This window comes from Duganella sp. OV510, from assembly GCF_900100205.1.
Classification (GTDB): domain Bacteria; phylum Pseudomonadota; class Gammaproteobacteria; order Burkholderiales; family Burkholderiaceae_D; genus Rugamonas.
The window spans coordinates 190218-209359 of record NZ_FNEQ01000008.1; the positions used below are offsets into that span (position 1 = coordinate 190218).

Genomic DNA, 19142 nt, shown 5'->3' on the forward strand with positions numbered 1-19142 from the left:
CGTATTTTGGGCAAAGGAAAAATACGATGAGCACCTACCAAATCAAACTGGGAGACTGGGGCACCTTGAATGCCGATGCGAAGGCCATTCGTACCGAAGTATTTGTCGAGGAGCAGGGCGTTCCCGCCGATCTGGAAATGGACAATATGGATGTCGTCTGCCTTCATGCGGTGGCTTATGACACCGACGGTACGCCGGTCGGCACCGGCCGCCTGCTGCCCGATGGCCATATCGGCCGCATGGCGGTGCGCAAGATCGCGCGTGGCAGCGGCGTCGGCGGTGCCTTGTTGCAGGCATTGATGCAACAGGCCAAGGTGCGCGGCGACCACCATGTCGCGCTAAGCGCGCAGACGCATGCGGCGCCGTTCTACGAGCGCCACGGCTTTGCCATCGACGGGGAAGAGTTTTTCGAAGCGGGCATCGCCCACATCAATATGCAGCGGCACTTCTAAAAGACGCATCAGGCCTCGCTGTCGATCAGCAGGCCTTTCGTTGTCAGATTCTTGCCGATTTCCAGCGATTGCTCGGAGGGGAATTGGCGCAGCACTTTCTTTGTTTCAGTATCGATAACTTTAATGACCGACACACCGCTGTCGTCGTCGATGCTGAAATGCACCTCGCTATTGTTTTCCAGGAAACGGTTGATCGCGTCGACCGACTTTTTTAACTCAGTTTTACTCGGTACGCGGCTCTCGGATGCGTCGTTCGCGGCGACAATAGCCTTTGCGGAATCTGTGCCCGCATTTTTTCCAGAGGCGGGCACGGACACCGCCGCCGCCGAGGCGGCGGTTGCGGGTAGCACAGCGAAACCGTAAATGCTGCTCGTGTCCATGATGGTCGTTTTCCTTCTTGTCATTGGGGTATCTCGTTTGGTGGATTACCCCGCTACTGGAAATAACGGCAGGTCTGAGAAAAAATTGAGTCAAATGGCAAAGAAAACGCAAGAAAATTTCGCCGGCCCTCTGGACCCGGCGGATTGGCAGCAATTCCGCATGCAAGGCCACCGCATGCTGGACGATATGTTCAACTATCTTCAGAATATCCGTCAGCGCCCGGTGTGGCAGCCGATTCCCGAGGTCGCCCGCGCCGCGTTCAGCAACGGCATGCCAGCGCAGGGCAGCGACCTCGCCGACGTTCATCAGCACTTCATGCAACACATCCTGCCGCATACGGTAGGCAACACACATCCCGGCTTCTTCGGCTGGGTGCATGGCGGCGGCACGCCGGTGGGCATGCTGGCCGAGATGCTGGCGGCCGGTCTCAATGCCAACTGCGGCGGTCGCGACCATGTCCCGATTGAGGTCGAGCGCCAGGTGGTGCGCTGGATGGCCGAACTGTTCGATTTTCCACCCGAGGCATCGGGCCTGTTCGTCACCGGTAGCTCAATGGCGAACATGATCGCTGTGCTGGTGGCGCGCTACCGTGCGCTGGGCCGCGAAGTGCGCAGCCACGGCATTCCGCCGAATCGGCAATTGGTGGCCTATGCGTCGGCTGGCGCGCACGGCTGCATCGCACAGGCGATGGACCTGGCCGGCATCGGCAGCGCCAATCTGCGCAAGATTCCGATGAACGCAAGCTTCCAGATGGATACGATGGCGCTGGAAACCGCCATCACTGCCGACCGCCAGGCTGGCCTGCAGCCATTTTTTGTGGCCGGCACCGCTGGCACGGTGGATGTCGGCGCGATCGACGAACTGCCGGTACTGGCCGCCATCGCCGAACGCAACGGCTTATGGTTCCACGTTGACGGCGCATACGGCGCGCTGGCCGCGCTATCGCCGGCGTTGCGCCCGCTGCTGGAAGGCATTGAGCTGGCCGATTCGATTGCCTGTGATTTCCACAAGTGGGGCCAGGTGCCATACGACGCCGGCTTCATCCTGATGCGCGACGGCGCAGTACATCTGGATACCTTCGCCAGCCCGGAAACCTATCTGCGCCGCGATACGCGCGGCATGGCGGCCAACTCGCCGTGGCCCTGCGACTTTGGCCCGGACCTGTCGCGCGGTTTCCGCGCCCTGAAAACCTGGTTCACGTTCCAGGTGTTTGGCGCCAGGCGCATCGGGCAGGTGATTTATGAAACCTGCTTGCTGGCGCAGTATCTTGAGGAGCGCGTGCGTGCGCAACCGCAGCTGGAGTTGCTGGCCCCGGTGGCGCTGAACATCGTTTGCTTCCGCTACCGCGCCGATGACGCATTCAATGCCGCGCTGGTGGCGGACTTGCAGGAGTCCGGCATTGCCGCGCCCTCCGCAACCACTATCAAAGGGCAACTGGCGATCCGCGTGGCCATCGTCAACCATCGTACCGGCCAGCAGGATATCGACGCCTTGCTCGACGCGGTTCTCAAACTCGGCACCTCACGAATGGAGTCCGCATGACTTTTGATGTTCAACTGATCGGCGCGCATAACGCGCCATTGATCGGCGTGGCGCCGCTGATGCGCCGCGCGTTTGCCGGTGAAGACCTGGCGCCGGTCGGCCAGGTGCTGCTGGAGCGCGCCCAGGCGTATCCGAATGACGCGCATGCCTACATGGACTTTTCCACCGTGCTGCAACTGACGGGGAATCGCGAAGATGCGCTGGCGGTGCAGGCGGAAGCCATCATGCTGCAGCCACACTACACGATTCCCGCCAGACGCGATGGTGGCCTGACGCTGCTGGTGTTGATGGGGCCGGGCGACCTGATGTCGAACACGCCGGTCGAATTCCTGGTCGAAAACAGCGATGTGACGCTGGAGCTGCTGTACTTGCGTGCTGACGAAGACTTTCCCGATGACGTGCCCGGTCATGACGTGATGCTGGTCGCCGTGGCGGAATCCGAGGCCAATCAGGTGTTGCTGAAGCGGTTGACGGAGTACACCAGCGAGTGGCCACGCCCGGTCATCAACCGGCCGGAGCAGATCCGCTCGCTGTCGCGTGATGGCGTGTGCGCCGCGCTGCGTGGCGTGCAGGGTGTGGAAATGCCCGTGTCGGTGCGCACAGGGCTGGGCGCGCTGAACGCGATTGCTTCCGGTGCGCTGCCGATTGAAACGCTGTTGCCGGATGGTGGTTTTCCGATCATCGTGCGGCCGCTGGGTTCGCACGCCGGCACCAATCTGCAGAAAATCGATACGCCGGCGGCGCTGGGCACGTACCTGAAAGAGGTGGAGGGGCCGCAGTTCTATGTATCGCGTTTTGTTGATTACCGCAGCGAGGACAAGCTGTTCCGCAAGTATCGCGTGGCGCTGATCGAAGGCAAGCCGTTCATCTGCCACTACGCCATTTCGCAGAACTGGATGATCCACTACCTGAACGCCGGCATGACCGAAAGCGCCGACAAGCGCGCAGAGGAAGCTGCTGCCATGGCATCGTTTGATGCGGATTTCGCGCAGCGTCACCACGCTGCGTTGCAGGCCATCGATCAACGCATGGGCTTGCCGTATCTGGGCATCGATTGCGCGGAGATGCCGAATGGCGATTTGCTGATCTTCGAGGTCGACAACGCCATGATCGTGCACGCCATGGACCCGGAGCAGATGTTCCCGTACAAGCTGCCGGCGATGCAGAAGGTGTTTGGCGCCTTCCGTGAGCTGCTGGAGCGATCACGCGCCTAACAGGCGCTTGAAGAAGGCCAGTTTGCTGGCGTAGCGCTCGCTGCGCCAGTCCACCTGCCAGTGCATGATGAGCTCTTCGTGCTGGCGGATGCTGATGGACAGCGGCTTGTGCATCAGCTGCATGTGGACGTAGCAGGCGAAGGATTCGGCGAAATCTTCGTGCACGCTGGTGGCCGAGTACAGCGTCAGGAAATTGGTGCGCCTGAGGGCACGATAGATATCGGTAATGTAGCCGGCCGGCAGACGCGTGTCGCCGTCGTAGTGCGAGATACTGGCGCGTAGCGGGAAGTCGTTGCCGGGCAGCGGCACGATGCGGCGCTGGTCGTCGATCTGCCAGGAGATCGGCAGGTAGGAGTAATCGTTGGCGCCGAGGTTGTCTGGCAGACCGCTCCACCAGTCGGGATGAACGTTACGGCCGGCGCTGAGTGCGTGGCCCAGCTCGTGCAGCAGCAGGAACTGGATGGCGTGCAGCAGATTGTCATCGTCGGCGATCCGCATGTCCAGCGTGACGGAAGCGGACTGATCGAACGGCGAGCGCTCGCGCCAACTGGCCCAGGCGTTGGCGTTCGCGTGCTGCAAAGCCTCGATGTCCAACACCACGATCAGGCCCAGAAACTCGCTGTGCGGCGAGACGACGATATCCGTGACCGCCGATGAGCCCACGCCGTTGGCGAAATACACGCCGAGGAAATTCTCCTTAAGCCGCGCGGTGACAGCGGCCGGCAGCAGCTGAAGCGCCTCGCATATCAGCGCCAGCAGCGGCGCATCCGGCATCGCTGAGCGGGTCTCGCCAGTAACGCGGCCAGCATTAACCAGCGCAATATGCTGAACCGCCTCGCACGGCGCCGGGCCGTAACGTTCACTGAGAGGGCGATCAAATACATCAATCCAGGTGCTATCCGCGCTGGCAATAATCATGAAAATAAAACGGTTGTACTGCCAAGGGCAAGAACAACCATCTTATTCAATGCACGTGTTAATCCGTGTTAAGCGAGGTAAAGTTGTGACTGATCCCCCCGGTCAGCGTTGTGGCGCAGTAATCGAACTTTGAGCTGGTCTACTTGCATTCAAGTCTGCGCAAGGAATTGCAATGGACATCATTACCAACGAAGCGGAAGACGGCCGAGCAAAGGAAGCGACTGAGTTGCGAGCGACACAGTTGTTGACCGAAGCTCGCGCCAGACGCTTGGCCGCACTGAAGTCTGCTGAAGGACTTTGGAAGGATCGCACAGATACTCCAAAGGATGGCGTTCAAGTCCAAGAGCAACTGAGGGCTGAATGGCGTTGATATTGTTCGATACGAACATCTTCATCGACATGCCTCGAATCAAGTAATGCTTAGTGAACCAGCATTTCCTGCAGCGTCGCGGGGGCGTTGGCGTAGAGTTTGACGACGGTGGAGGTCCGGGTGCCGTAGTTGGGGCTTTCGATGCGGACTGCGGACAGCACGCGCTCCAGGTCCAGCGAGACGCCGGTTTCCGGCAGGCGCAGGTCGGGGGCCAGGGCGGTGTCGGAGAGCATTTCGAAGAAGGCATCATCCGGTGCGCCGAGGCACAACAGGCTGGCGAATTGGGCCTTTGTTTTGACGACTTTCGGCCAGGGCGCGTCCAGCAGCGCATTCGACAGGCCATAGACGCCGGGCTCCAGCGGCTTGCCGTTGCGCGCGTCATTGTCGCCCTTGTTTGAATACCAGATCAGGGTGTTGCCATCGCCCAGCACCAGATTGAAACCGTTGTATTGATCGGCGCTCGGGCGGATCGCGGCGACGTATGCTTCCGGCGTCATGCTGCCGGCGAGATAATCCGCTACCAGTTGGCCGCGCGATGGCGCATCGTCCTTGTGCTCGGCCGGCGCGCGGATGTTGGTGATGGCGGCAAAGCGCGACGGCCCGCCGTCTTCGCCCGGTTGCGTGATGCCCATCCAGCTGCCGCCTGCCTGCAAATCGCGGCCGGCGTAGATTTGTGGATGTTCGGGCCACGGGCCGGCTGGCGCGGTGGCCCGCTGGTAGTATTCGTCGCGATTGGCGGCGGCGATCAGCGGCACCGCAGGAACCACCTGCCAGGCAAAAACGATCAGGCACATGGTGTGACATCCATAAAGACTTCGGTGTGGCGCAGGCCGGTGGTGTACTGGTCCACGCCAGCATCGGCGACGGCTTGCTGCAATGCCGCAGCGAATCCTTCAGACGTGCCGGCGTACACTTCCATCCAGGTTTGCAAGCCTTCCTTGGTTTCCGGACGGCGCTTGAGCTGGCACGCTACGCCGTGACACTGCGCCAGCGATGCCTGCATGGCGGCGACCGCTGCCAGCAAGGAGGCCACATCCGCCTCCTTGACCCTGTAGTAGATGTACAGGTCCATGCTAGAGATCGAGCGGTTCCAGCACATACGGCATGTCGAGGAAGACCAGCGCCGCACCTTGCGCCGAACCCAGCCGCACCGAAGCAGCCTCGATGGCGGCGAGCTTCATTTCCACCAGTGCGTCGACGCCGCCATTACCATTGGGCGCAGCGTTGACGATCATGCCGCACGGCTGTTCGGGATCGGCCGTGGCAAACACTTCCTGGCCGGCGGCCGCCACTTCGGGAATGCTGACCAGCGTGGTACGCCGCTTCAGCTTGCCCAGATACTGGCTGCGCGCGACGATCTCCTGGCCCGGATAGCAGCCTTTCTTGAAGTTGACGCCGCCCAGCAGCTCATAGTTGACCATCTGCGGCACGAATTGTTCCTGCGTTGCCTTGGCAATCACCGGGATGCCGGCGTGGATTTCCGACAGATGCCAGGCATCGTTGCTGCCGACATTCAGTTTGTCGGCCAGCTCTTCGACCACGTTCTGCGCGGTTTCGGCCGACAGTAGCCACTGGTAGCGCGCTGCGCCGAATACGTCGGCCACGCGGATCAGCGTGCCCAGCGGATGATCCAGCTTGGCGAACGGCTTGGCGGGCAGGGCGTCGAACCAGGTTTGCAGCGCGGTTTGCGCCATGCCGCCGCCCAGGCCCAGCACGACCGCGTTGGCCGGCAGTTCGCTGGCGTCGCTCAGCTTGGTCTTGGTGCGCAGCACGAACATCGACAAACGCTTTTGCACCGTCGCTTGTATGTCGCGCGGCAATTGCAGGAAGATAGTCGTCTCGTTGCGCCACATCAGGAACGAAGCCAGCAGACGGCCTTTCGGCGAACAGTAGCCGGCCAGGCGCGCGTCGCCCTGGCCCAGGTGTTCGACGTCATTGGTCAGCTGGTTGTGCAGGAAGCTGGCCGACTCTTCGCCGTCGAGGGCGATCAGGCCCAGGTCGGTAATCTGGGCGACAAAGCCGGTGGCCAGTTGGGTGGCGTTCAGTGGCGCGGCGCGCTGCGCTAAAAGTTCATTCCAGGAAGGCATAATTTTCAATCTTTTGACGGTGAAAGCATTATCATTACGGGCTCATTATAGTGATGTCGCGAAGATCGCGTCAGATGGCGCACAAAACGCGGCACTAGCGGACCCAGTCAAGAACTGGCAAGCTGTGCGACTTGATCCAACAATACGGCTTTTATCATGGCTTTTATCAAAAAAATAATAGGACTAGGTGTGGTGCTGGCAATCGCCGGCGGCGGTTATTTCATGTACTGGTCGCAAAATCCGATCATTCCGGCGGAGGCCGAAGCGATCGAGTTCACCATCGTTCCCGGCAGCGGCGCTCATGCGGCCGGCCAGCAGATTGCCGAAGCCGGCGTGCCGATTCAGCCGCTGCTGTTCAACCTGCTGGCACGCGTCACGAATAAAAGCGCCAAGCTGAAAGCCGGTTCTTACGAGCTGAAGCCGGGCTCGACGCCGCTGCGCCTGATCGACCAGCTGGCGCGCGGCGAGTTTGCCCAGGAACAGCTGACCATCATCGAAGGCTGGAGCTTCCGCCAGATGCGGGCCGCCATCGCCGCCCACAAGGGGCTGAAGCATGACACCGTGGCGCTGTCCGACCAGGATGTGCTGGGCGCGATCGGCTCGGACTACAAGCAGGCCGAGGGCCTGTTCTTCCCCGATACCTATCTGTTCGCCAAAGGCGCCAGCGATCTGCAAATCTACAAGCAGGCGCATGTGATGATGTTGACCCGCCTCAATGATGCGTGGGCCAAGCGCGATTCGTCGCTGCCATACAAGAATCCGTATGAGGCGCTGACCATGGCCTCGATCGTCGAAAAGGAAACCGGCCAGAAGTCCGAGCGCGCGATGATCGCCGGCGTGTTCGTCAACCGCCTGCGCCTGGGCATGCTGTTGCAGACCGATCCGACCGTGATTTACGGCATGGGCCTGAAGTACGACGGCAAGATCCGCAAAAAGGATCTGGAAACCGACACCCCTTACAATACCTACACGCGCACCGGCTTGCCGCCGACGCCGATCGCCTTGCCGGGCGTGCAGTCGCTGACGGCGGCGATGTCGCCGGCCAAGACGGCGGCGCTGTACTTCGTCTCGCGCGGCAATGGCACCAGCCAGTTCTCGGACAACCTGAACGATCACAATCGCGCAGTCAACCAGTATCAACGTTAAGAATCAATGAGCAAATTCATCACCTTTGAAGGCATCGACGGCGCCGGCAAGTCCACGCACATCGCCTTCGTCAGCGATTACATCAAGCAGCGCGGCATCGCGCTGGTCAGTTCACGTGAACCGGGCGGCACGCCGCTGGGCGAAAAGCTGCGCGAAATCGTGCTGCACGAAAAAATGCACCTGGAAACCGAGGCGCTGCTGGTGTTCGCCAGCCGCCGCGAGCATCTCGCCCAAGTCATCCAGCCGGCGCTGGCGCGTGGCGACTGGGTGATTTCCGATCGTTTCACCGATTCCACCTTCGCCTACCAGGGCGGTGGCCGTGGTACCAGCCTGGCCAAGCTGGAAGCGCTGGAGCAGTGGGTGCATCCCGACCTGCAACCTGACCTGACCTTCCTGTTCGATGTGCCACTGGAAGTGGCGCGTGCGCGCCTCGACGCCACCCGCGAGCTGGACAAGTTTGAGCAAGAGAAGGCCGACTTCTTTGCCGCCACCCGCAACGAATACCTGCGCCGCGCGGCCCAGTATCCGCAACGCTTCCGCGTGATCGACTCGACGCAGAGTATTGCCGACATCCAGCAGCAGCTGGCCGCCATCCTGGATGCCTTCTTTTGAAATAGAATACTGAATAATGAGTCATTCCATCTACCCGTGGCAGGAATCGTCGTGGCAGCAGCTGCAAACGCTGCGTCAGCGCATGCCGCACGCCATCTTGTTCCATGGCGCCGCCGGGATAGGCAAGTCCGATTTTATCGAGCAATTTGCGCAAGGTTTGCTGTGCGAAGCGGTGCTGCCGGATGGCCATGCCTGCGGCGTCTGCGCTTCCTGCGGCTGGTTCTCGCAGCAGAATCACCCGGATTACCGGCGCGTGCGGCCGGAGTCCATGGAAGACGAGCTGGTCGACGAGGAGGGCGAAGGCGAATCCAAGAAGGCGGCCAAGTCGAAAACGCCTTCCAGGGAAATCAAGATCGAACAGATCCGCGCGCTGGCGGATTTCATGAATATTTCCACCCACCGCCAGGGCTTGCGCGTGGTGGTACTGTATCCAGCCGAAGCGCTGAACATGCCGGCCTCGAACGCTTTGCTGAAAACGCTGGAAGAGCCGCCACCGGGCACCGTCTTCCTGCTGGCATCCAACAGCCTGGACCGCCTGCTGCCGACCATCTTGTCGCGCTGCCGCAAGTTCGCCTTGCCGATGCCGAGCCACGATGAAGCGCTGACCTGGCTCAAGGCGCAAGGCGTGCCAGACGCCGACAGCTGGCTGCGCGAGCAGGGCGGCGCACCGCTGGCTGCCATGCAGCAAGCCGAGGCGGGCAGCCGTGACGACCTGGAAACCTTGCTGCAACTGCTCGCCCATCCAAGCGTGGAAGGCGCCTTGAAAGTCGCGGACAAGCTACAGAAAGTGCCGCTGTCCGGCCCGGTTTCGTGGTTGCAGCGCTGGCTTTATGATGTGTTTTCCTACAAACTGGCAGGTAACATCCGGTATTATCCACGTTACCAGAAAGAGCTTGCCAGCCTGGCGGACAAGATTCACACCGCTCGGCTGCTGGCTGCGATCAAGGGCGCCAACGAACGTCGTGCGACCTCGGATCACCCTTTGTCGCCGAAGCTGTTCCTGGAAGAGATGCTGCTAGACTATGCCAACTGCTGCACCTGAAAGGTAAGTTAATGTCCGCTGCCAGCCCACTCATCCCGAACACCGCGCCGCGGCCGACGGTGTTGTCGCTGGCAATCAAGGAAAAGGCGGCGCTGTATGCCGCCTACATGCCTTTCCTCAAGAACGGCGGCATGTTCGTGCCGACGCAAAAGCCCTACAAGCTGGGCGATGAAATCTACCTGATCCTGGCGCTGATGGACGATCCGAATAAATATCCGATCGCTGGCAAGGTCGCCTGGATTACGCCACCCGGCGCGCATCACAACAAGGCGCAGGGCATCGGCGTGCATTTTCCGGATGATGAAAGCGGCCAGCGTGCACGGCTGCGCATCGAGGAAATCCTCGGCGCCGCCTTGCGCTCGTCGCGCGCCACCCACACCTTATAAGTTCACATCAGGCGCGGCGTCAGCTGGATTTGCGGGCTGTCGAAGTCGATGGTGGCCGAACGGCCGCCGGAGAGGATGATGTTGAAAGCGGTGTCGTCACGCTGTCCGCCGCGCGAACTGGCAAACAGATTGCTGAAGTCGCCGAAGCCGCCTTCGTGCTGCAGCTCGCCGTGGGTTTCCAGCTCGTCGATACGGGCTGACAGGCGCTCGACGGTGTCGCGCAGTTCGGCCAGCTCGCGTTCCTTGGCTTGCAAGGCTTGTTCGTGGCTGGCGCACAGTTCGCGGAAACGTCGATCTGCATCGTCGTGCAGACGGCCGGCGAGTTGCTCAACCAGCGCGTTGAGGCTGCGCTCGGTGTCGTCGCGCCTGATGCCGCCGGCCTGGCTGTTGTCTTCCTGCAGTTCTTTCAGGTGCTTGTGGATGGTCGACTTGGAGCCGGTGCCCAGGTCATGGCGCACCGCGTCAACGGAAGGGTAGCGTCCTTCGGCCAGCAGCCGCTCGCGGCTGGCTTTGACTTCTGCTTTCGTTAATCCGGTACGCGCCATGACTCATCCTTTTTGGTTTGTTAGCTGGCTTGTCCCACCAGCCCGCGATTCTGTGCACGGTTGAGTTTAGGGTGCACCATCGGAATCGTCAACATGGTACTGCCCACCGCCATCAGCAGTAACGCGGTGAAGGTCTCGCTGGTGATGATTTGCTTGTCCAGCAGGATGTTGGCAAACACGATTTCGATCAGGCCCTTGGATTGCAGCAGCCAGCCGATGATCGACGCTTCGCCGTCCTTCCATTTGAGGATTTTGCCGGCGATATGCGCCGCCGCCACCTTGCCGCCCACCGACGCCAGCATCAGCAGTCCGGCAACGAAGAACACCGAGTAGCCGCCCACGTCCCACTTGGTGCGCAGGCCGGTGCTGAGGAAGAATACCGGCATCATCACCAGCAGCACGTTCTTGAACAGCGCGTCGAGCGCTTCCTGGTCGAACCATTCTGCATCCATAACCACGCCGGCCAGGAAGGCGCCGACCATGTAGTGCAGGCCGGCCCAGTCGGCGCCAAACGCGCACAGGATCAGCCAGATCAGCGCAATCGCCCAGCGGTCATTGGTTTCCAGGCGTACCATCAGGCGGCGGAACAAATAGGTCAGCACAGCGAAGCCGACCAGGAAGGTGGCTTGGCGGCCGACCCGGTCCCAATCCAGCATCAGCAGCGCCAGCACGCCCCAGATGGCGACGTCATCCAGGCTGGCGTAACGCAACAGCCGCTGGCCCATTGGCTGGCGCAGGATTTCCAGCTTTTCCATCAGCATTACCAGTACCGGCAGCGCAGTGACGGCGCAGGCCATGCCGGTGCCGACCATGAATTGCCAGTCGGCGGCTTTCGGGCCTTTCCAGCCTTCGTAATTGAGCAGCAGCAGGGCGGCGATGCAGCCGCAGATCAGCGGCACTGTCAGCGACAGGCCGGCGGTGGTGAAGCTTTCGCGGCGATGCAGCCAGGTTTTGCGCAGGTCCAGCTCCACGCCGGCCAGCATGACGAACAGCATCACGCCCCACAGGGCGATACCGTTGATGGTCTTGACCACGTCCGGCTGGAACACGAATTTATGGTAGTCAGGGAAGGCGGCGCCCATGATGCCGGGCCCCATGATGAGGCCCATGACGATCTGTACCACCACCAGCGGCGCAAAGTAGTCGGTCCGGCCGAGACGCCACACCAGATAGGGCACGGCGAAGATCAGCAGCATCGCCAGCAGGAAGATTTCGGTCGTACTCATAGGTCTCCTTGTTTTTGTAACGTAATTACATAACGTGCTGCGATACTAAAATGGAATTATTAATTTTGAAAGCGATTTCTTGATGTCAGTGGTATCGCTCCCACAGAATCGGGTGTATGGCGGGATCGGTTACAATCGCCGCATGTATATCGACTCTCACTGCCACATCAACTTTCCAGAGCTGGCCGCTCGCATGCCTGAAATTCTCGCCAAAATGGCGGAGAACCAGGTGACGCACGCCCTGTGCGTGTCGGTCGACCTGCCGGACTTCCCGCAGGTGCTGGCGCTGGCGCATGAATATCCGCACATTTACGCATCGGTCGGCGTGCATCCGGATTATGAAGATACGCCGGAACCATCGGTGGAACAGCTGGTGCGACTGGCGGACGATCCGAAAATCATCGCCATCGGTGAAACCGGGCTGGATTACTACCGTCTGGAAGGCGACCTGGAGTGGCAGCGCGAGCGCTTCCGCACCCACATCAAGGCCTCGCGCATCACGCGCAAGCCGTTGATTATCCATACCCGCAGCGCCAGCGAGGACACCATCCGCATCATGCGCGAAGAGGGCGCCGGCACCGAGGCGGGCGGCGTGGCGGGCGTCATGCATTGCTTTACCGAATCGCTGGAAGTGGCCAAGGCGGCGATCGAGATGGGCTTTTACATCTCCTTCTCCGGCATTGTGACCTTCAAGAGCGCCAAGGAATTGCAGGCGGTGGCATTGGAAGTGCCGCTGGAGCGCATGCTGATCGAAACAGACTCGCCTTACCTGGCGCCGGTGCCGTATCGCGGCAGGATGAACGAGCCTGGCTTTGTGGCCCACGTTGGCGAATACATCGCCAAGCTGAAGGGTGTGACGGTGGAAGAAGTCGCGGCGCAGACCACGGCAAACTTCCGCAAACTGTTCAGCGTGCCGGCATGATCGGGCGCCGGCGGGTGCTGCTGGCCATTGCGGCAGCGGTGACGCTGCCAGCGCTGGCGGCTGATCAGACCGAGGCAGAAGTCGACTTTATCCGGGCCGCGCAGCTGGATGCGGTGACCAGGGTGAAGGCGGCGCTGGCGCGCGGCGTCAACCCGAACACGCGCGACTCGAGCGGTGAAACCGGACTGATCCTCGCCATGCGTTACGAGGCGCTGAAGGTCGCGAGTCTGCTGATGAATACGCCTGGCATCGATCTTGAAGCCAAGGCGCCGAATGGCAATACCGCGCTGATGATGGCAGCCTTCCGCAAGAATCGGGCGGCGGTGATGGAGTTGCTGAATCACGGCGCGCAAGTCAATCAGAAAGGCTGGACGGCATTACATTACGCCGCAGCCGCCGGCAGCATCGAAATCACCTCGCTGCTGCTGGAAAAACACGCCTACATCGACGCCGAAACGCCGACCGGTATGACGCCGCTGATGATTGCCGCCCGCGAAGGCCAGGAAGACGTCGTCGGACTGCTGCTAGTCGAAGGCGCCGACGCCACACTGAAAGATAGCGGCTTCCACCTCACCGCCGCCGAGTTCGCGCTCAAAGCCGACAAACCCTGGATCGCCAAGTCCATCAACGCCTTCCTCGCAAAGAACAAGCGCTGATTCAACGGTTCAGCTTAGCGGAAGCGTTTTCAGATAGTCGTTGATAACCTCCGAGCTGGCGGAGGGGGCGCTCAGGTGGGGGCAGTGGCCGATGTTGTTGATGACGGCCAGCCGGCTGTTGGCCAGGTGGGTATGCAAATAGTCGCCGACTTCGCGTGGCGCGATCAGGTCGTCGCTGCATTGCAGAATCAGTGCCGGCACGGTGGACTTGTCGACGTCCGCACGGTGGTCGGCGGTAAAGGTGGCACGGGCGAAATGGCGCGCGATCTCCGGATCGTTGCGCTCGAAGCGGCTCAGTAGTTCTTTCGATAGCGCTGGATGCGGTGCACCCATGATGGCTGGCGCCATGCGCTTGATCCAGTCGTCGTAGTCGATTTCCATCAGCTTCAGCAAGCCATCGATGTCTTCCGGGTTGTAGCCGCCGACGTAGTCGCCGTCATTGATATAGCTAGCCGACGGCCCGACCATGATTTGCGCGGTAAACTTCTCGGGCGCGATGATCGAAGCCAACATGCCGATCATGGCGCTCACCGAATGGCCGACAAACACGATCGGCGCTTTCGCGTACAGGTCAATCACATCCAGGATGTCTTCCGCATGGCCGTGCAGCGTGCTGTACTTGTCGCGGTCATACGCGCTCAGGTCCGAATTGCCGCTGCCCACCAGGTCCAGCAATACCACCCGGTAGCGCCCCAGGAAAGACGGATAGATGAAACGCCACATGGTCTGGTCGCAGCCATAGCCATGCACAAACATGATGGTGGCCGGGCCGTCGCCATGGCAGCGGACGTTATTGCGGTACTGAACAGACATAGCTTCTCCGAAGACGAACGGCGCTAGTATAAATGCAATAGTATTCAAGGCATAACTACCGAGAATTAAAGGGTAATTGCCGTCCAGTTCGCCGCATAGTTCATCGACAATCTTAACGATAATGGCCCCAGTGCATCAACCAAGGACCGCCATGCTGAACGAACGCGAAATCGAGAGCTGCTATCTGGGGCAGTTTATTCCTCTCCACTACCATCACAATATGCTGATGGATCAGAACCGCATGCACGGGTTCAAATCGGCCATCGATTACGCCGTCAAGCCGGGTGCGAAAGTGCTGGAACTGGGCGGTGGCACCGGCGTGCTGTCGTGGTTTGCAGCAGCCAAGGCATCCAAGGTGTATTGCGTCGAGTTTAATCCGGATATGGTCAAGGAGGCGCGCAAATTCCTGTCGATGAATCCGAACGGCGAAAAAGTCGAAGTGGTCCATGCCGACGCCTTTGAATATCTGCCGCCGGAGCCGGTGGATGTGGTCATCTGTGAAATGATCCACGTCGCGATGCTGCGTGAAAAGCAGGTGGAAGTGATCGAATCGTTCAAGCGCCGCTACCTGGAACGCTTTGGCGGTCCGTTGCCGGTGTTCCTGCCGGAGGCCGTCATCATGGCGGTGCAGCCGCTGCAGCAGGAGTACGATTTCGAAGGCTTTTACGCGCCGATCGTGCAGTTTCAGGAAACCACGGTGATCTATCCAGGCACGGTGGAGATGGCGCAGCCGGCCGTCTACAGCATCATCGATTTCAACCAGCCGAATGAGCTGGCGTATTGCTGGCAGGGCAAGTTCGTCGTCGAACGTAACGGCGAGATCAACGCCATGCGCTTTGTCACCAAGAATATCCTGGCGGTGGTGCAGGAGCGTTCCAGTACCATCGACTGGCTCAATCACTATATGACGCTGCCGCTGGCCACGCCGGTCAAGGCGCGCGAGGGCGACGTGCTGCAAGTAAGCTTCCAGTACCGCGCAGGTGGTGCGATTGCCTCGTTGCAGGCATCGCTGAAGGCCGAAGTACTGTACGAGGCAGTCCTGCAAGCGGCGCCTCCGGTTCCCGCATTCGCATAAAAAGTCCCCACGGAGGTCGTTCCGGCGCGTATATTTCGTCTTTTACGAAAGAGAAATGTATGAGCCAGATCGACCAACGCTACCTCGTCCAGCAAAACAAGATCGCCGACGGCGATAGCAAACCGCCCGTGTTTGCCAAAGTCATGCGCAGCAAGGAAGGCGTGTTTGAGGGCGTGTCCTTCATCAAATCCAAGGAAAAGGCCTCGGTGCTGACCATCGAACAGGCCAATGAGGCAATCGCCTGGGCGACCAAGAAAAAGCCCAACGCCCAAGAGTACGTCACCAAGATTATTTGCCTGGGGCAGTAATTCGCCGCAAACTCCAAGCTGCTACGCCGCTCCTGGGCAAGAGCGGCAAAGTTCTGCCGAGCTTAAAGACCAGGTCGCGGCGCCAACCCCAGATGCAAAAAATAGCCAACGGAGACACGACCAAGTCATGCCAGTTATCCGCTCCGCACAGAGAAAAGTCGAGATCTTAGAAACATCAGACCCGCATATTAAGAATCGCGAGGAGTGGATCAGCGAGCCTGCTGGGCTGACGCAGCTTGGAGCGTTCATCCACCTTCTGGCCCCCGGTACAAGGTCATCGATCAAGCATTGGCATGAATCAGAAGATGAGCTTGTGTATGTGCTTGATGGCGAACTCACGGTGATCGAAGGAGAAGAGGAACACTTGCTACAACAGGGAGATGCCGTAGCCTTTCCGAAGGGGCGCCCTGTTGGTCACTATCTTTGGAACAGAAGTGCAGCGATTGTCCGTTGCATGATCGTCGGTACGCGAGCAGAGGTTGATCGCATCGCGTATCCAGATCATGATCGTTTGCTTCACCGCGACCGGGCCTTACCGGACGACGTATGGACCGACTCATCGGGCAACGCGGCCGATAGCCCCTACAAACACTGGCTGCCATAACATAGTTGAGTACCTCTCGGCTTGCGGTAGCTTTCCTTTCATCAGACAGTAAGCAGCCAATAACGGACCTTCAACAAGTTTCGGAATTTGAATGCGAGAATTTTCTTGGGAACCGCTAGATTTTCTTGATACCTTGAGTGCTGAGTGAGTATTCTCCTCAATCCGGACAGTGATTCTCACGTCAAACCGGACACCGAATGGCAGGTCAAAGCGGACACCTGTTCTCCTGCCCGGACAGCCGTGTCAATCATGATATGAAAGAACGGCCACCGATTCTTGCTCCGATACGAACCCTGGTTCCTGCGTGAGCTACCAATTCTGCTCCTGCCACGAATTCTTGTTCCAAACCACCCTTTCTTGTTGCAAGCGGCGGCAAATAGCATCGGTCAACTTGAAAAACCACTGTTTTGCACCACTGCTATTCGGTTCTCCCGCGCTCACGCTGGCGAAGCCCCTTTACATATATTGAATCCACCAACTCATCAGGGCCGAGGTCCAGCGCGCAATTTACAATAGTAGCGAGCGTGGCATCGGTCAGCCGGAGGTCGTTGGGCAATTGGCCGTAGTTGCGCGCGCTGTTCTCTGTGATCGCAACGAAAAGCGCTTTAAAGAAATCAGCCAAAGAGGAACGCAACGCCGACGTGGCCACCTCCGTTAAAGGATCCGAGGCTTGCGGGGCTGCCTCATCGGCATCCGAACCGAGTTCGTGTAAGAAGTCACTTAATGTTGGCCAGTACTTCAGGTCAAACTGGTTATGCAATTCTTCGAAGCGCTTTTGAACGCGTGACGTGAATAGGTGGTTATCGCGCCCTGCTGCCTTGAGCACGTCGCAAACGTGGTAATGAGTATCACTGGTGAAGCCGGAAGTGTTGTGAAGATTCTCTCGTCGCTGAAGCAGGTTGGCCAACTCAGCAGCTTTGGTCGCGATCTTGCGATTAGTTTCTTCGAGGTCGTTGCGTGCGGTGCGTGCCTCCCTGATCTTCTCAGGATTCCAGAACGCAGCGGTGGTGAGGACTTGCCCGAGAAAAGTCTGCAGCGCACCAGGGCGATGCGCTAGTTTTCCATGCAGCTCTTGGTAGGCATTCTTCAGCTCCAACCCGCGCCCAAGCAATCGGTCCACGATGACGGTTTCGCTGGGCAAGATGTGTTTGCTGATGTTGTACCGTTTTTCGTCGAGAAGGATCTGTTCGCAAATCTGTTTCGAATTGTCGGGCTGATGAGAGGTCATAGCGAGTCTGAAGTAATGAAGTGCTCCCAGTCTAGCCAAACGTTTTGAGTCTGTCGGTATCTGAACCGCAGAAAAATGGCAGGGGTCCACATACTTGAGGTCATCGTTATTACTATATGGTTGTTGTTGACAACTAAATTTCAAAAATGCATTATAGGGCTGTCTTCGACAACCCACCGGATGGAACTATGACTGCTCTTGGCGCTGACGCACTTCTGCGTGAAGTCGTCCGCTTCTACGTACGCGGTCAGCGTACGCACGCAAAATGCGGCGACGAAACCTCGACGGTGAGGTGCCATGTGCTGACGGAGTTGCTGCGGGCAGAAGGGATGCCGCAGCAGGCCTTGGTGGAAAGGCTGGGCCTCGACAAAGGCTGGATAAGCCGCGCGGTCGATATGTTGGTTAAGGAGAGCTGCATATCAAAGCTCCCCAGTGAGCAGGACCGCAGAAGCGTCGTGTTATTCCTAACCCCAGAGGGCCGTGCCCGTGCCCGAGAGCTGGAGCAGGAACTGAACAATCACGCGGCACAATTGCTGGAGCATGTTCCGCAGGATAGACACGTGCAAGTACAAGAGTCGCTGCAGTTGTTGCTGAACGCATTGTCCGCAGCGACATCGAGCCGAGCCCAATGCAGCACACTGGCGGTGCGGCTGGCGACCAGCCAGGACTGGCCGGCAATCAAGCGCATGCTGCTGGCTGAGGAACTGCCATTGGACGGCGCGCAAGAACACCTGGCGCACTTTGTTGTCGGCGAGGCGGCTGGCAAAGTCGTGTGCGCAGGGGGGCTGGAGGTGTATGGCGCCGATGCCTTGCTGCGCTCCATCGTCGTAGACGCCGAATCGCGGGGCAAGCAATGGGCCGAACAAATCCTGGCACGGTTGACGGAACAGGCATTGCATTTAAATGTATCCACGCTGTATTTGTTGACGACCACTGCTGAATCCTACTTTTCGAGACTGGGATTCTTGGTAGTGAGCCGGGATCGCATCCCCGAGCAACTGATCCAGTCCCGCGAGTTTCAAGGCGCATGCCCCGCCAGTGCGATCGCCATGAAAATGCGCATCTTTCGTTCCCCATCCTAATAGCCGAAGCCACATTCATGATACGAACCGCCACAGCCGCCGACGCCGGCGCCATCGCTGCAATCTATAACCACTATGTCACGAGCACGACCATTACCTTCGAAGAAGAAGCGGTCACTCAGGCCGACATGGCGTCCCGCATAGCGAGCGTCAGTGCGCAGTTACCCTGGTATGTCTATGAGCACGACGGCGCAGTCACCGGATATGCGTATGCGACGCCATGGCGAGTACGTAGCGCTTATCGCTTTTCGGTGGAAACCACGGTGTACGTCGCGCCGGGCTGCGCGCGACAGGGCATTGGCCTTCAACTGTATTCAGCATTAATCGACGCGTTGCGCTGCAGGGGGATTCAAGTGGTACTGGGCGGCATTGCCCAACCCAACCCTGCCAGCGTCGCACTGCATGAAACTCTGGGGTTTGAGAAGGTGGCCCACTTCAAACGCGTGGGGCGCAAGTTTGAACAATGGATTGACGTCGGCTACTGGGAACTTCAACTGCATTCCGTGTAGAGGCCAAACAGGTAGCCGGGAAAA

Annotated in this window: 24 protein-coding genes; 15 read left to right on the top strand and 9 right to left on the bottom strand. The window is 59.5% G+C overall.

Annotation, left to right across the window (positions count from 1 at the left end):
- Window positions 1-26: 26 nt before the first annotated feature.
- On the top strand, window positions 27-452 hold the full coding sequence (locus tag BLS51_RS21015) for a GNAT family N-acetyltransferase (RefSeq protein ID WP_090187942.1): 426 nt from the start codon (window positions 27-29) through the stop codon (window positions 450-452).
- Between the two features lie 8 nt (window positions 453-460).
- Here the strand turns inward: BLS51_RS21015 and BLS51_RS21020 are convergent, their stop codons facing one another.
- Window positions 461-832, bottom strand: a complete 372-nt coding sequence (locus tag BLS51_RS21020; RefSeq protein ID WP_175472643.1) for a flagellar protein FlaG — start codon at window positions 830-832, stop codon at window positions 461-463.
- A 94-nt stretch (window positions 833-926) separates the two neighbouring features.
- Here BLS51_RS21020 and BLS51_RS21025 point away from each other — a divergent pair, with 94 nt between their 5' ends.
- Window positions 927-2375: a pyridoxal phosphate-dependent decarboxylase family protein gene (locus tag BLS51_RS21025; RefSeq protein WP_229207669.1), complete on the top strand. Its 1449-nt coding sequence runs from the start codon at window positions 927-929 to the stop codon at window positions 2373-2375.
- Window positions 2372-3589 (top strand): ATP-grasp domain-containing protein, encoded by a 1218-nt coding sequence (locus tag BLS51_RS21030; RefSeq protein WP_090187948.1) that lies wholly within the window; start codon window positions 2372-2374, stop codon window positions 3587-3589. The genes BLS51_RS21025 and BLS51_RS21030 overlap by 4 nt, the downstream gene beginning before the upstream one ends.
- On the opposite strand, the gene BLS51_RS21035 is transcribed toward BLS51_RS21030, so the two are convergent.
- Window positions 3578-4507, bottom strand: coding sequence for a hypothetical protein (locus BLS51_RS21035; protein ID WP_139168749.1), 930 nt, complete (start codon window positions 4505-4507; stop codon window positions 3578-3580). The two genes, BLS51_RS21030 and BLS51_RS21035, sit on opposite strands and share 12 nt — an antisense overlap.
- Window positions 4508-4679: 172 nt before the next feature.
- Between BLS51_RS21035 and BLS51_RS21040 the strand changes: the two genes are divergently transcribed.
- Complete coding sequence (locus BLS51_RS21040; RefSeq protein ID WP_090187957.1) at window positions 4680-4877, top strand: hypothetical protein; 198 nt, start codon at window positions 4680-4682, stop codon at window positions 4875-4877.
- Between the two features lie 50 nt (window positions 4878-4927).
- Here the strand turns inward: BLS51_RS21040 and BLS51_RS21045 are convergent, their stop codons facing one another.
- Genes BLS51_RS21045 through BLS51_RS21055 form a run of 3 tightly spaced genes read right to left on the bottom strand, consistent with a single transcriptional unit; the run spans window position 4928 to window position 6964 of the window.
- Window positions 4928-5671 (bottom strand): NRDE family protein, encoded by a 744-nt coding sequence (locus tag BLS51_RS21045; protein ID WP_090187960.1) that lies wholly within the window; start codon window positions 5669-5671, stop codon window positions 4928-4930.
- On the bottom strand, window positions 5662-5949 hold the full coding sequence (locus BLS51_RS21050) for a DUF4936 family protein (RefSeq protein WP_090187965.1): 288 nt from the start codon (window positions 5947-5949) through the stop codon (window positions 5662-5664). The genes BLS51_RS21045 and BLS51_RS21050 overlap by 10 nt, the downstream gene beginning before the upstream one ends.
- 1 nt (window position 5950) lies before the next feature.
- A complete protein-coding gene (locus tag BLS51_RS21055; RefSeq protein WP_090187968.1) occupies window positions 5951-6964 on the bottom strand; it encodes a CAF17-like 4Fe-4S cluster assembly/insertion protein YgfZ in 1014 nt (337 codons plus the stop codon).
- 156 nt (window positions 6965-7120) lie between these two features.
- Between BLS51_RS21055 and mltG the strand changes: the two genes are divergently transcribed.
- Genes mltG through BLS51_RS21075 form a run of 4 tightly spaced genes read left to right on the top strand, consistent with a single transcriptional unit; the run spans window position 7121 to window position 10150 of the window.
- Complete coding sequence (mltG, locus tag BLS51_RS21060) at window positions 7121-8110, top strand: endolytic transglycosylase MltG (RefSeq protein WP_090187971.1); 990 nt, start codon at window positions 7121-7123, stop codon at window positions 8108-8110.
- Between the two features lie 6 nt (window positions 8111-8116).
- Window positions 8117-8722, top strand: coding sequence for a dTMP kinase (gene tmk, locus BLS51_RS21065; protein WP_090187974.1), 606 nt, complete (start codon window positions 8117-8119; stop codon window positions 8720-8722).
- Between the two features lie 16 nt (window positions 8723-8738).
- Window positions 8739-9764 carry a DNA polymerase III subunit delta' gene (locus BLS51_RS21070; RefSeq protein ID WP_090187978.1) on the top strand — a complete coding sequence of 342 codons (1026 nt, stop codon included), beginning with the start codon at window positions 8739-8741 and terminating at the stop codon, window positions 9762-9764.
- An 11-nt stretch (window positions 9765-9775) separates the two neighbouring features.
- On the top strand, window positions 9776-10150 hold the full coding sequence (locus BLS51_RS21075) for a PilZ domain-containing protein (protein WP_090187981.1): 375 nt from the start codon (window positions 9776-9778) through the stop codon (window positions 10148-10150).
- Between the two features lie 2 nt (window positions 10151-10152).
- On the opposite strand, the gene BLS51_RS21080 is transcribed toward BLS51_RS21075, so the two are convergent.
- Together BLS51_RS21080 and BLS51_RS21085 are read right to left on the bottom strand one after the other, a co-directional pair.
- Window positions 10153-10695, bottom strand: a complete 543-nt coding sequence (locus BLS51_RS21080; RefSeq protein ID WP_090187986.1) for a DNA-binding protein — start codon at window positions 10693-10695, stop codon at window positions 10153-10155.
- Window positions 10696-10715: 20 nt separating this feature from the next.
- Window positions 10716-11921: a cation:proton antiporter gene (locus BLS51_RS21085; RefSeq protein WP_090187990.1), complete on the bottom strand. Its 1206-nt coding sequence runs from the start codon at window positions 11919-11921 to the stop codon at window positions 10716-10718.
- A gap of 142 nt (window positions 11922-12063) precedes the next feature.
- Between BLS51_RS21085 and BLS51_RS21090 the strand changes: the two genes are divergently transcribed.
- Entirely contained in the window at window positions 12064-12843 is a 780-nt protein-coding gene (locus BLS51_RS21090) for a TatD family hydrolase (RefSeq protein ID WP_090188483.1), read from the top strand.
- Window positions 12840-13499, top strand: a complete 660-nt coding sequence (locus tag BLS51_RS21095) for an ankyrin repeat domain-containing protein (RefSeq protein WP_090187995.1) — start codon at window positions 12840-12842, stop codon at window positions 13497-13499. Before BLS51_RS21090 ends, BLS51_RS21095 begins: the two co-directional genes overlap by 4 nt.
- A gap of 9 nt (window positions 13500-13508) precedes the next feature.
- On the opposite strand, the gene BLS51_RS21100 is transcribed toward BLS51_RS21095, so the two are convergent.
- A complete protein-coding gene (locus BLS51_RS21100; RefSeq protein WP_090187999.1) occupies window positions 13509-14312 on the bottom strand; it encodes an alpha/beta fold hydrolase in 804 nt (267 codons plus the stop codon).
- A 151-nt stretch (window positions 14313-14463) separates the two neighbouring features.
- Here BLS51_RS21100 and BLS51_RS21105 point away from each other — a divergent pair, with 151 nt between their 5' ends.
- From BLS51_RS21105 to BLS51_RS21115, 3 genes are all read left to right on the top strand, one after another.
- Window positions 14464-15387: a class I SAM-dependent methyltransferase gene (locus tag BLS51_RS21105; protein WP_090188003.1), complete on the top strand. Its 924-nt coding sequence runs from the start codon at window positions 14464-14466 to the stop codon at window positions 15385-15387.
- 59 nt (window positions 15388-15446) lie between these two features.
- On the top strand, window positions 15447-15695 hold the full coding sequence (locus tag BLS51_RS21110; protein ID WP_090188008.1) for a hypothetical protein: 249 nt from the start codon (window positions 15447-15449) through the stop codon (window positions 15693-15695).
- 127 nt (window positions 15696-15822) lie between these two features.
- Window positions 15823-16299 (top strand): cupin domain-containing protein, encoded by a 477-nt coding sequence (locus BLS51_RS21115; protein ID WP_090188013.1) that lies wholly within the window; start codon window positions 15823-15825, stop codon window positions 16297-16299.
- A gap of 418 nt (window positions 16300-16717) precedes the next feature.
- On the opposite strand, the gene BLS51_RS21120 is transcribed toward BLS51_RS21115, so the two are convergent.
- Entirely contained in the window at window positions 16718-17527 is an 810-nt protein-coding gene (locus tag BLS51_RS21120) for a hypothetical protein (protein WP_090188016.1), read from the bottom strand.
- Between the two features lie 188 nt (window positions 17528-17715).
- Here BLS51_RS21120 and arsN2 point away from each other — a divergent pair, with 188 nt between their 5' ends.
- Window positions 17716-18609, top strand: coding sequence for an arsenic resistance N-acetyltransferase ArsN2 (gene arsN2, locus BLS51_RS21125; protein WP_175472644.1), 894 nt, complete (start codon window positions 17716-17718; stop codon window positions 18607-18609).
- Window positions 18610-18626: 17 nt separating this feature from the next.
- Complete coding sequence (locus BLS51_RS21130; protein ID WP_090188023.1) at window positions 18627-19118, top strand: arsinothricin resistance N-acetyltransferase ArsN1 family B; 492 nt, start codon at window positions 18627-18629, stop codon at window positions 19116-19118.
- Window positions 19119-19142: the final 24 nt, after the last annotated feature.

What these genes read in the sequence shown, in the direction of transcription:
- BLS51_RS21015 (WP_090187942.1), top strand. Translation starts at nt 27, where the DNA reads ATGAGCACCTACCAAATCAAACTGGGAGACTGGGGCACCTTGAATGCC.
- BLS51_RS21020 (WP_175472643.1), bottom strand. Translation starts at nt 832, where the DNA reads ATGGACACGAGCAGCATTTACGGTTTCGCTGTGCTACCCGCAACCGCC.
- BLS51_RS21025 (WP_229207669.1), top strand. Translation starts at nt 927, where the DNA reads ATGGCAAAGAAAACGCAAGAAAATTTCGCCGGCCCTCTGGACCCGGCG.
- BLS51_RS21030 (WP_090187948.1), top strand. Translation starts at nt 2,372, where the DNA reads ATGACTTTTGATGTTCAACTGATCGGCGCGCATAACGCGCCATTGATC.
- BLS51_RS21035 (WP_139168749.1), bottom strand. Translation starts at nt 4,507, where the DNA reads ATGATTATTGCCAGCGCGGATAGCACCTGGATTGATGTATTTGATCGC.
- BLS51_RS21040 (WP_090187957.1), top strand. Translation starts at nt 4,680, where the DNA reads ATGGACATCATTACCAACGAAGCGGAAGACGGCCGAGCAAAGGAAGCG.
- BLS51_RS21045 (WP_090187960.1), bottom strand. Translation starts at nt 5,671, where the DNA reads ATGTGCCTGATCGTTTTTGCCTGGCAGGTGGTTCCTGCGGTGCCGCTG.
- BLS51_RS21050 (WP_090187965.1), bottom strand. Translation starts at nt 5,949, where the DNA reads ATGGACCTGTACATCTACTACAGGGTCAAGGAGGCGGATGTGGCCTCC.
- BLS51_RS21055 (WP_090187968.1), bottom strand. Translation starts at nt 6,964, where the DNA reads ATGCCTTCCTGGAATGAACTTTTAGCGCAGCGCGCCGCGCCACTGAAC.
- mltG (WP_090187971.1), top strand. Translation starts at nt 7,121, where the DNA reads ATGGCTTTTATCAAAAAAATAATAGGACTAGGTGTGGTGCTGGCAATC.
- tmk (WP_090187974.1), top strand. Translation starts at nt 8,117, where the DNA reads ATGAGCAAATTCATCACCTTTGAAGGCATCGACGGCGCCGGCAAGTCC.
- BLS51_RS21070 (WP_090187978.1), top strand. Translation starts at nt 8,739, where the DNA reads ATGAGTCATTCCATCTACCCGTGGCAGGAATCGTCGTGGCAGCAGCTG.
- BLS51_RS21075 (WP_090187981.1), top strand. Translation starts at nt 9,776, where the DNA reads ATGTCCGCTGCCAGCCCACTCATCCCGAACACCGCGCCGCGGCCGACG.
- BLS51_RS21080 (WP_090187986.1), bottom strand. Translation starts at nt 10,695, where the DNA reads ATGGCGCGTACCGGATTAACGAAAGCAGAAGTCAAAGCCAGCCGCGAG.
- BLS51_RS21085 (WP_090187990.1), bottom strand. Translation starts at nt 11,921, where the DNA reads ATGAGTACGACCGAAATCTTCCTGCTGGCGATGCTGCTGATCTTCGCC.
- BLS51_RS21090 (WP_090188483.1), top strand. Translation starts at nt 12,064, where the DNA reads ATGTATATCGACTCTCACTGCCACATCAACTTTCCAGAGCTGGCCGCT.
- BLS51_RS21095 (WP_090187995.1), top strand. Translation starts at nt 12,840, where the DNA reads ATGATCGGGCGCCGGCGGGTGCTGCTGGCCATTGCGGCAGCGGTGACG.
- BLS51_RS21100 (WP_090187999.1), bottom strand. Translation starts at nt 14,312, where the DNA reads ATGTCTGTTCAGTACCGCAATAACGTCCGCTGCCATGGCGACGGCCCG.
- BLS51_RS21105 (WP_090188003.1), top strand. Translation starts at nt 14,464, where the DNA reads ATGCTGAACGAACGCGAAATCGAGAGCTGCTATCTGGGGCAGTTTATT.
- BLS51_RS21110 (WP_090188008.1), top strand. Translation starts at nt 15,447, where the DNA reads ATGAGCCAGATCGACCAACGCTACCTCGTCCAGCAAAACAAGATCGCC.
- BLS51_RS21115 (WP_090188013.1), top strand. Translation starts at nt 15,823, where the DNA reads ATGCCAGTTATCCGCTCCGCACAGAGAAAAGTCGAGATCTTAGAAACA.
- BLS51_RS21120 (WP_090188016.1), bottom strand. Translation starts at nt 17,527, where the DNA reads ATGACCTCTCATCAGCCCGACAATTCGAAACAGATTTGCGAACAGATC.
- arsN2 (WP_175472644.1), top strand. Translation starts at nt 17,716, where the DNA reads ATGACTGCTCTTGGCGCTGACGCACTTCTGCGTGAAGTCGTCCGCTTC.
- BLS51_RS21130 (WP_090188023.1), top strand. Translation starts at nt 18,627, where the DNA reads ATGATACGAACCGCCACAGCCGCCGACGCCGGCGCCATCGCTGCAATC.